This window comes from Glycomyces arizonensis DSM 44726, from assembly GCF_000482705.1.
In the GTDB taxonomy this organism is placed as follows: domain Bacteria; phylum Actinomycetota; class Actinomycetes; order Mycobacteriales; family Micromonosporaceae; genus Glycomyces; species Glycomyces arizonensis.
Map to the genome: position 1 here is coordinate 205,022 of NZ_AXWO01000008.1, position 9,571 is coordinate 214,592.

The 9,571-nt window shown below is 71.3% G+C and carries 7 protein-coding genes; 3 read left to right on the forward strand and 4 right to left on the reverse strand.

Features of this window, described 5'->3' with window-relative positions; all coding sequences use genetic code 11:
• Positions 1 to 5 precede the first annotated feature (5 nt).
• Both H613_RS0110240 and H613_RS0110245 read right to left on the reverse strand, forming a co-directional pair.
• Positions 6 to 995, reverse strand: a complete 990-nt coding sequence (locus H613_RS0110240) for an ABC transporter permease (RefSeq protein WP_026923717.1) — start codon at positions 993 to 995, stop codon at positions 6 to 8.
• Positions 996 to 1,029: 34 nt separating this feature from the next.
• Positions 1,030 to 2,709, reverse strand: a complete 1,680-nt coding sequence (locus H613_RS0110245) for an ABC transporter substrate-binding protein (protein ID WP_051393203.1) — start codon at positions 2,707 to 2,709, stop codon at positions 1,030 to 1,032.
• A 137-nt stretch (positions 2,710 to 2,846) separates the two neighbouring features.
• On the opposite strand from H613_RS0110245, the gene H613_RS25780 reads away from it, so the two are divergent.
• The 3 genes from H613_RS25780 to H613_RS0110260 all read left to right on the forward strand — a co-directional run bounded on the left by H613_RS25780 (position 2,847) and on the right by H613_RS0110260 (position 7,543).
• Complete coding sequence (locus H613_RS25780) at positions 2,847 to 4,088, forward strand: ROK family transcriptional regulator (protein ID WP_051393204.1); 1,242 nt, start codon at positions 2,847 to 2,849, stop codon at positions 4,086 to 4,088.
• The gene (locus tag H613_RS0110255) at positions 4,085 to 6,220 is read left to right on the forward strand and encodes an alpha-galactosidase (protein ID WP_211234764.1); all 2,136 of its coding nucleotides are present in this window, start codon (positions 4,085 to 4,087) and stop codon (positions 6,218 to 6,220) included. Before H613_RS25780 ends, H613_RS0110255 begins: the two co-directional genes overlap by 4 nt.
• 135 nt (positions 6,221 to 6,355) lie before the next feature.
• Complete coding sequence (locus H613_RS0110260) at positions 6,356 to 7,543, forward strand: ROK family transcriptional regulator (RefSeq protein ID WP_026923720.1); 1,188 nt, start codon at positions 6,356 to 6,358, stop codon at positions 7,541 to 7,543.
• On the opposite strand, the gene H613_RS0110265 is transcribed toward H613_RS0110260, so the two are convergent.
• The gene (locus tag H613_RS0110265) at positions 7,540 to 8,373 is read right to left on the reverse strand and encodes an alpha/beta fold hydrolase (RefSeq protein ID WP_026923721.1); all 834 of its coding nucleotides are present in this window, start codon (positions 8,371 to 8,373) and stop codon (positions 7,540 to 7,542) included. The two genes, H613_RS0110260 and H613_RS0110265, sit on opposite strands and share 4 nt — an antisense overlap.
• A 17-nt stretch (positions 8,374 to 8,390) precedes the next feature.
• Positions 8,391 to 8,960, reverse strand: coding sequence for a WHG domain-containing protein (locus H613_RS0110270; RefSeq protein WP_026923722.1), 570 nt, complete (start codon positions 8,958 to 8,960; stop codon positions 8,391 to 8,393).
• Positions 8,961 to 9,571: the final 611 nt, after the last annotated feature.

Below are 9,571 nucleotides of genomic sequence, written 5' to 3' on the forward strand. Positions count from 1 at the left end.
TCTCGTCAGGATCGGGCGCGGGTGCGCGGGTCGATGATGCCGTACAGCAGGTCGACCACGAGGTTGGCGCCCAGGACGGCCAGGGTGATGAACAGGAAGACGCCCTGCATGAGCGCGTAGTCGTTGTTCTGGACCGCGCCGAGCAGCCGCCCGCCGAGGCCGGGGTAGGAGAACACCTGCTCGGTGATCACCGATCCGGAGACCACGAAGCCGAGCGAGATGGCGAAGCCGGCGACGGACGGCAGGACGGCGTTGCGGGAGGCGTAGGAGCGCAGGATCTTTCGCGGGGAGAGCCCCTTGGCCTCGGCGGTGAGGATGTAGTCCTCCGAGAGGGTGGACACCATCATGTTCCGCATGCCCAGGAGCCAGCCGCCGATCGAGGCCAGCACGATCGTGAGCGCGGGCAGGAAGCCGTACTGGATCGCCGAGCCGATGAACTCGGCGTTCCAGCCGGGGTCGAGGACGACGTCGTAGCCGCCCTGCATGGGGAACCAGCCGAGCACGCGGGCCAGCAGGTAGGTCAGGATCAGCGCGAGCCAGAAGTACGGCACGGCCGCGAGGAGGGTGGTGGCGGGCACCAGGGAGTCGAGCCAGGTGCCGGGCTTCCATCCGGCGAACGCGCCGAGCGACACGCCGAGGACGGCGGCGATGATCGTCGACAGTCCGACGAGCACCACCGTCCACGGGATCGACTGGCCGATCACATCGGACACCTGGGCCGGGTAGTAGCTCACCGAGACGCCGAGGTCGCCGTGCAGCAGGTTCTTGAAGTAGTCGATGTACTGCTGCCACAGCGGCCCCGAGTCGCCGCCCCCGAGGAGGAGCGCGTAGGCCTCTCTGGTCTCCTGGCTCACCGTGCCGCCGCGCTGCTGCAGCTTGGCCAGCAGGATGTCGACCGGGTTGCCCGGCAGCATACGCGGGATCGCGAAGTTCAGCGTCAGCGCGGCCCACAGGGCGACCGCGTAGAAGCCGAGTTTGCGCAGGAAGTAGCTCACGGAGTTCTCCTTCGGGGGCGACGGCGCATCCGCTCTAGCCCTTCGGCTCGAGCTGCTTGAAGATCTCGGCGGCGTCCCAGGCGGACCAGACCGCCGGGAAGGCGTACAGGTCCTCGTCGGAGGGCCAGCCGGTGAACTTCGACGTGTTCCACACGCTCGTCGTGCCGCCGGTGAGGATCGGGATGTACGGCATGTCGCGGACGATCTCGGTCTGGATCGTGTCGAAGTACGGTTGGCGCGCGGCGGCGTCGTCGAGCGGGAGCGTGGCGAGCGCTTCGATCGCCTCGTCCACCGCGGGGTTGGAGTAGCGGGAGAAGTTGTTGCCCGCGCTCTCGCCCACCGGGGCGCCCGACGTGGAGGAGAAGAAGTAGTTGTACAGGTAGTACGGGTCCGGGGCCGGTCCCTGCCAGAGGGAGTCGATCGCGAGCTCGAAGTCGCCCGAGCCCTTCTTCTCGGTCCACTCGTTCCACGACGACTGCGCGGCCTTGATCTCGATGCCGGCCTCGGCGGCCTGGGAGGCGATCGTGTTCACGGCGGTGATGTAGTCGGTCCAGCCGGTGACGAGCTCGACGGTGAGCGAGAGGCGCTCGCCGTCCTTGGCGTAGATGCCGTCCTCGCCCTTGGCCCATCCGGCCGCTTCGAGGATCTGCGCGGCCTGGCCCGGGTCGGGCTCCATCGGCGCGACCTGCTCCTCGACGGCGTCGGAGACGAACTCGTCCTGGCTGGGGGTGAGGGCGAACGTCGGTGAGACCTCGCTGGCGGTGTCCATGAACGCGAGGTTGTTCAGCTGCGTGCGGTCCATCGCGTAGTAGAGGGCGTGCCGCACGGCCGGATCGGTCTGGGGGCCTTCGCAGCCCAGCTCCTCGCTGGAGCAGGCGGCGAGGACCATCTGGTTCTGCCACTGCGTGTAGGCGTCGTAGTTCGGGAAGTTCTCGTGCGTGTTCTGGATGTCCGGGATCGGGCCGGTCTGCCAGTCGACGGTCCCGGCGGCGATCGCGTCGGCGCCGGCCTGGTTGCCCGAGAGGGCGAGGAAGCGGATCTGCTTCACGGCGGGCTCGCCGCCCCAGTAGTCGGGGTTCGACTTGTAGGTGAACGCCTGCGGCTTGAACTCGTCGAGCAGGTAGGCGCCGGTGCCGATCGGCTCCTCCATGACGTCTTCGGCGGGGTTGACGTCCTTCCACAGGTGCTCGGGCACGATCGGCGTGCTCATGAGGTCGGGGCCCTTGACGAACGCGGGCTGGGGGAAGGCGAAGGCGACGTGGGTGTCGTCGACGGCCGTGACCTCGCCGTCGAAGCCGCTGCTGTTGATCGAGGGGTTGTCCTTGATCATGCCGAAGGTGAAGGCGACGTCGTCGGCGGTGAAGTCCTCGCCGTCGCTCCAGGTGACGTCCTCGCGCAGCGTGACGGACAGTTCCGTGCCGTCCTCGTTCCAGGCCTGCTCGGTGCCCAGCAGCGGGACGGGCTCGCTCACCTGGGCCTTGTTGTAGAAGAAGAGGGACTCGTAGATCGTGCCGAGGGCGCCGATCCGCGAGGGGGAGAAGGGGTTGAAGTTGATCTGGTAGTCGCCTGCCTGGCCCGTGTAGGCGACCAGGGTGGCGTCTCCAGAGCCGCCTGATCCGCCCGAGGAGGAGCAGGCGGTCGACAGCAGGCCGAGCGCGGCGACGCCGGCGAGCGCCACCGCGGCGCGGCGCCGCGTTCCGGTGATGAGTGACATCTTCGTCCTTTCGCGACCGTGGACGGGGTCGCCCACGGGGTTGGAGGGGTGACGCCGCTCCCGGCGTCCGGTCTATTATTAACGAGTTAAATTAAACGTGTCAAGAAGAAGATTCGATGAACGCGAGAGGACCTTGCATGCCGCATTTCGAGGACGGCCGCGTCACGACGACCGGTCGCGTACTGGATCTGCTGCGCACCCGGGGCACCCTCAGCCGCGTCGAACTCGCCGGTCGGACCGGCCTGACGGCCGCCGCCATCACGCACGTCGTGCGCCGCCTCATCGACGACGGGCTCGTCCACGAGGTCGGGCGCGTCCCGCGCCAGGGCCGCGGCCAGCCGCGGCGGCTCCTCGAACTCGCCCCGGACTCGTGGTACGCCGTCGGCGTCCAGGTGGACCGGACCACCAGCACGATCGTCGTGCTCGACTTCGCCGGGGAGCGGGTCGCCGAGGCCGGATTGCGCGGCTCGGGCGGCGCCGGACCGGAGGCGACGCTCGCGGTGCTCGCCGACCACGTCGCCGACCTTCTGCGCGCCTCGGGCGTGCCGCGCGAGCGGGTCCTGGGCGCCGGACTGGTCACCCACGGGCCCCAAGACCAGGAGCGGGGCGTGCTGCTGACCGCCCAGCCCGAGCCCGAATGGCTCGAGTTCCCGCTGACCGGCACGCTCTCGGAGCGGCTCGGACTGCCTGTGCTGCTGGAGAACGACGCCACGGCGGCGGCGTTCGGCGAGCAGTGGGCGGGCGAGGTGCCCACCGACACCTTCGGGCTGATCTACATGGCCTCGGGCATCGGCGGGGGCGTCATCGTCGACGGCGAGAGCTACCGCGGCCGGGCCTCCAACGCCGTGGAGATCGGCCACGTCGCCCTCAGTGGAGGGAGCACCGTGTGCGTCTGCGGCAACCGCGGCTGCGCGCAGGCCGAAGCGGGGCCGCGCACCGTCGTCGAGCAGGTCCTCGCCGACGGCGCGCTCGCCGAGCGGCTCGGCGTCAAGGGCGAGGCGGACGGCACGATCGCGGACTTCGAGCGCATCGCCCGCGCGTGGCACCGCGGCGACCGGGGCGCCGCCGAGCTGCTGGAGCGGTCCGCGCGCTGGATCGGCCAGGCCGCCGTCACCCTCGTCAACCTCTTCGACCTCGACACGGTCGTGCTGTCCGGGCCCGCGTTCGTCACGGCCGGGCCGCTGTACCGTGAGCACGTCGCCGCCGAGCTCGAGCGGCGGGCGCTCAGCCGTGCGCTGCGCCGCCCCGAGGTGCGCGTCTCCACCAACGTCATCACCGCCGCGGCCGTCGGCGGCGCGCTGCACGTGCTGCGCACCATACCGATCGAAACCCGGTCGGACACCCCGGTTTCCGCCCCGACACATGAAGGAGCATCGTGAACACCGACACCTGGACACTGCTGCGCCGCGACGGCGTCGCCCTGGTCCTCACCCACCCGGAGACCGGCCTGCCAGCGGTGCTCCACTGGGGAGCCGACCTCGGCCCGCTCGAGAAGGACGACCTCGCGGCCCTGGAGCGGGCTACCAGCCGCCAGACCGCGCCGGGGACCCTCGACGCCGCCTGGCGCGTCCCGCTCGTGCCGCAGGAATCGGACGGCTGGCCGGGCAGGCCGGGCCTGCTCGCCACGCGCGACGGCAGGCCGGTCTACCCGCGCTGGACCACGGCGGTCGAGCAGGACGGCGAGGCGGCGGTCGAGGTCACGGCGACCGACGAGCACGCGGGTCTCATCCTGCGTACGCGCATCGCGATCGGCGCGGGCGGGCTCGTGCTGCTCGACCACGAACTGAGCAACACCGGCGCGGCGCCGCTCGACGTCGCATGGCTGGAATCGACGCTCCCCGTTCCCAAGACCGCCGACCACCTCACCACGTTCGCCGGGCGCTGGATCCGCGAGAAGTCCCCGCTGACGACTCCGATGCCGCGCGGCACCACCGTCCGCGAGTCGCGGCGCGGCCGCGGCGGCCACGATTCGCCCTGGGTCACGCTCGCCTCCACCGGTACGCCGCGCAACCGCGGCGGCGAGGTCTGGGCGGTGCACCTCGGCTGGAGCGCCGACGTGCGCCACCGCGCCGACCGCGTCACCGAGCACGTCAGCGTGCTGGGCGCGGGCGAGCTGCTGCGCCCCGGCGAGATCCGCCTGGCGCCCGGCGGGTCCCACCGCACGCCGACGGCGTACTTCTCCTGGTCGGCCACCGGCCTCGACGGCGTCGCCGACCGCTTCCACACCTGGATGCGGGCCCGCCCGCAGCACCCGCGCACGCCCCGGCCGCTCGTGCTCAACACCTGGGAGGCGGTCTACTTCGACCACGACCCGGCCTATCTCGAGCGGCTCGCCCGCCGGGCGGCCGAGGTCGGCGTCGAGCGGTTCGTGCTCGACGACGGCTGGTTCCTCGGCCGCCGGGACGACACGGCCGGGCTGGGCGACTGGGAGGTCGACGCCGCGGTCTGGCCCGAGGGGCTCGAACCGCTCGCGACGCTCGTCCACTCCCTCGGCATGCAGTTCGGTCTGTGGTTCGAGCCCGAGATGATCAACCTGGACTCCGACCTCGCCCGCGCCCACCCGGACTGGCTGCTCGCCAACCCGGCGTCCGTGCCGTCCCCGGAGGGACGGTCCTACCGCAGCCAATACGTGCTGGACCTGGCGAACCCCGAGGCCTTCGAGCACCTCCGCAGGCAGATGTCCGCGGTGATCGGACGGCTCGGCGTCGACTTCGTCAAGTGGGACCACAACCGGGACCTCGTCGAGGCGGTCCACGACGGCGCGCCCGGCACGCACGAGCAGACGCTCGCGGCCTACCGGCTGATCGAGCGGATCAAGGCCGAGCACCCCGGCCTGGAGATCGAGTCCTGCTCCTCCGGCGGGGCCCGCACCGACCTGGGGATCCTCGAGCGCACCGACCGGGTGTGGGCCTCGGACTCCAACGACCCGGTCGAGCGCCAGGACATCCAGCGCTGGACCGAGCTCGTGCTCCCGCCCGAGCTGATCGGCGCGCACGTCGGCCCCTCCCCCGCCCACTCCTCCGGGCGGGACACGGCCCTGTCGTACCGCATCGCGACCTCCCTGCAAGGGTCGGCCGGGTTCGAGTGGGACATCCTGTCCTGCGACGAGGAGGAGACCGAGCGGATCACGGCGTTCGCCGCCTTGTACAAGGAGCTGCGCGGCCTGCTGCACACCGGCACGGTCGTCCACGCCGACGCCGCGGACCCCGCGCTGCGCGTGCGCGGCGTCGTCGCGCCCGACAGGTCGGAGGCGGTGTTCACCGTGGCCACGGTGGCCTCGCTGGAGGAGGCGCTCGCCGAGCGGCTGCGGCTCGACGGCCTCGACCCCGAGCGGCGCTACACGGTGCGGGTGCGCGACGAGATCGGCTCGGGCCGATGGGGCTGGGTCACGCCGGGCTGGATCGCGGGCGAACCGGTCACGGTCCCCGGACGCGTGCTCGCCGAGGTGGGATTGCAGCTGCCGACGCTGTGGCAGGTCCAGGCGCTCGTGCTGCACCTGAGGGCCGACTGAATCGGACGGCGGGCGGCCGCGGGGCCGCCCGCCGAATTCAGCCTCAATAAAGCAATGCGGCTCAAGTATCGTGGTCGGTGCCCGCTCACCGCCCACAAGGAGGCCGCATTGCGATCGTTCGGCTCGGATACGCGCATGCCGACACTGGCCGTAGTGCTCGACCTCATCCGCGAGCGGACGACGGTCAGCCGCGTCGAGCTGGCCGAGGCGACCGGACTGACGCAGGCCACCATGACGCACGCGGTGCGCAAGCTGATGGCCCTGGGCTTCGTGCACGAGGTCGGAACGGCGCGCTCCAACCGGGGCACGCCGCGGCGCCTCCTGGAGATCCAGCCCGAGGCCTGCTACATGGTCGGCATCCAGTTCGACCGGTACTCGGCGGTCGGCGTGGTCGTCGACCTGGCCGGCCGGATCGTGGCGCAGCGGGAGATGCCCGGCGCCGGAGAGCGCGATCCGGGCGCGGTGATACCTGAGTTCGCCGAGCACGTACAGGCCCTGCTGGAGGACGCGGCCGTCCCCCGCGATGACGTGCGCGGCATCGGACTGGCGACGTACGGGCCGCAGGACCGCGACGCGGGCGTCCTGCTCACGCCGCAGCCGAGCCCCGCTTGGCAGGGGTATCCGCTGGCGACGGCCCTGGCCGAGGCCACCGGGCTGCCGGTGGCCATCGAGAACGACGCCACCGCCGCGGGCATCGGCGTGCAGGCGTTGGGGACCGCCTCGTCGAGCTTCGCCGTCGTCTTCATGTCGGGCGGCATCGGCTCGGGCGTGATCATCGACGGGCACCCGTACCGCGGGGCGACGTCGAACGGCCTGGAGCTCGGCCACATCTCCGTGGACGCGCGCGGCGAGCGCTGCGGCTGCGGCAACCGGGGCTGCCTCGACACCATCGCCGGGCCGATGGCGCTCGCCGACCTGGCGTCGCGCGACCCGGCGCTGACCTCGCGGCTGGGGCTCGGGCACGATCCGCTCACCGACTTCACCCGCATCGGCCGCGCCGCCATGTCCGGCGACGCCGAGGCGGCCGAGCTCATCGGGGCCTCGGCGCAGACGCTGGCGGTCGCTACCGTGACGCTGGTGAACCTGTTCGACGTCGGCCGGGTCGTGCTGGCGGGGAACGCCTTCGCCGAGGTCGGGCCGGTGTACCGGGACGCCGTTCAAGGCGTGCTCGACGAGTCGGTGTTCATGCGGCATGTGCACAGCGTGCGCGTGGAACTGGCCGACAACGTCTCGCACGCCCCGGCCGTCGGCGGCGCCATGGTGGTGCTGCGCAACCTGCTCGAATCCCCGAACATCGAGCACCGCGCGGCCGTCCGCGGCTAAGACTCGCCGATGAGCGCCTTGAACGCGTCGGCGAACTGCGCGGGGCGCTCGACCGGGCCGAGGTGGCCGCCGGGGAACTCGGTGAGCGGAAGGCCGAGCCGGTCGGCGAGGGCCGCGGTGGCCCGGTAGGGCAGCTCCCCTCGCGAGTCGATCCCGGCGGCGGGAACGACCGCGCCGAGCGCCTCCAAGTCGAATGCATGGGTGGCGAACGGCACCAGGACATGTTCGAGGAACACCGGCTGGAGCTCGCCGAGACGGGCGAAGAGTTCCACCAGCTCCGGAGTGGGCGGTTCGGGCTCCGTGCCGGTGTAGCCGTCGAGCCAGTCCCCGGTGTGGCGGAGCTCCGGAGACGCCTGAACCGGCTCGGCGGCGAGGGCCGCCGCCAGGAGCGGCATGGCCGCGCTCGGCCCTTCCTCTCGCAGGGCGTCCCGGACCGATTCGAGCGCGGCACGATGGCGATCGGCGTCCGGCAGGAGGTTCACCAACGGTGGCTCGTGGACGACGGTGAGACGAGCATGGGCCGACAGCGCCAGGGCGGTGATGGCGCCGGAACTGGAGCCGAACACGATCGGCGGCTCGTCGAAGAGCGCCTCGATCAGGCCGAGCGCGTCTTCGGCATGGGTTTCGGGGTCCTGGCCGCCGGGCGCGGCACCGGAGGCGACGCGGCTGGACATGGCGACGACGTCGTAGCGGTCGGCCAGGTACGAGGCGGACGGCCCGAAGACACCGCCGTGCCCGGCGCCGCCGGGAATGAGCAGCAGCGGCGGACCGCTGCCGCGGCGTTCATAGTCGATGGCGGCGCCGTTGACGGCGAGCGTGCTGATCGTCATGGGAGACTCCTCTGCGTTCAGATCCGCGACCAGTCGGTCAGGAGGCGGTGCAGCGCGTCGACCGCCCGCTCCCAGGAAGCGTCGAGGCTGCGGTCGGCCATGAAGCCGCCGGTGGCCTCCAGGTCGCTGAAACCGTGGAAGGTGCTGCGCAGCAGCCGGACCGCGTCGGTGGCGTCGGATTCGGACAGTTCGTAGCCGCGCAGCAGCGCGTAGCACAGCTCGATGATGCGCGCGGCGCCCGCCGAGTCGGCGAGCCGTTCGGGCGGGACCGGATGCCGCGTAGCCGCGTACCGGCCGGGATGCCCGGTCGCGAACGCACGGTAGGCGTCGGCGAAGGCGCCCAGCGCGGCACGTCCGGACCGCCCCGCCACCGCCGCGCCCAGGGCATCGGCCCATTCGCCGAGTGCCAGCAGCGCCACCTGCTCCCGTAGATCATCCAAACCCCGGACATGGGTGTACAGGCTGGCGTCGCGAACGCCGAACCGTTTGGCGAGCATCGCCAGCGTGAGATGGTCGAATCCGACCTCGTCGGCGGCATCGGCGGCGGCGGACACCAGCCCGCTCCGAGTGAGTCCCGTACGCGGCACAGCACTTCCTAAAGTTCCTAGGTTTTTTCCTAATATACCTAGGGATCAGGAAGAACGCCACATCATTAATGATGTGACCGCCAAGACATTCGGGTTATGTCGAGCGTGTCTAGGCCGTGGCATGACCAGCGGTGGGACTTTCGTTTCGTCCCTCCAGTTCATATGGGTCGGGCTTCAGGCGGCGGCCGCGAGGTGAGAGGGCGGCGGGGGTGGCCTTGTGTCTTCGGGGTGGTCGTCGGCCCGGCTTCAGGCGAGGCGGCGATGGGAGGTGGGGAGGGCTCGGGGTGGTCGGTCGGGGCGGGGGCCGTTCGGGTTGAGGTTCAGGCGGGCGGCGATGAAGGGTTGGGAGGGAGCCGGGGCTCGTTGTCGGCGCGGAGGCGGCCGGTGGGCATGGCGGGTGGTGACCGCCGGTGAGGTCTGCTGGTGTGGGAGTAATGGGTGGGGCTTGCCTGGTGGGGGGTGGCCGTCTGGGGTGGTGTGTGGGGGTGTGGACATGCTGAGGGGCTCAGTCCCTGGCGGGTCCTGAGCTTGGCGGCTGTATTGGCCTCCTTCCCCTCAGCGGCGGCCCGCTGAGGGCAGGGTAAGAACGGTATGGGGTCCAATTCGGAGTA

Coding starts and splice junctions, on each gene's coding strand:
- H613_RS0110260 (WP_026923720.1), top strand. CDS start 6,356: ATGCCGACACTGGCCGTAGTGCTCGACCTCATCCGCGAGCGGACGACG.
- H613_RS0110245 (WP_051393203.1), bottom strand. CDS start 2,709: ATGTCACTCATCACCGGAACGCGGCGCCGCGCCGCGGTGGCGCTCGCC.
- H613_RS25780 (WP_051393204.1), top strand. CDS start 2,847: ATGCCGCATTTCGAGGACGGCCGCGTCACGACGACCGGTCGCGTACTG.
- H613_RS0110265 (WP_026923721.1), bottom strand. CDS start 8,373: ATGACGATCAGCACGCTCGCCGTCAACGGCGCCGCCATCGACTATGAA.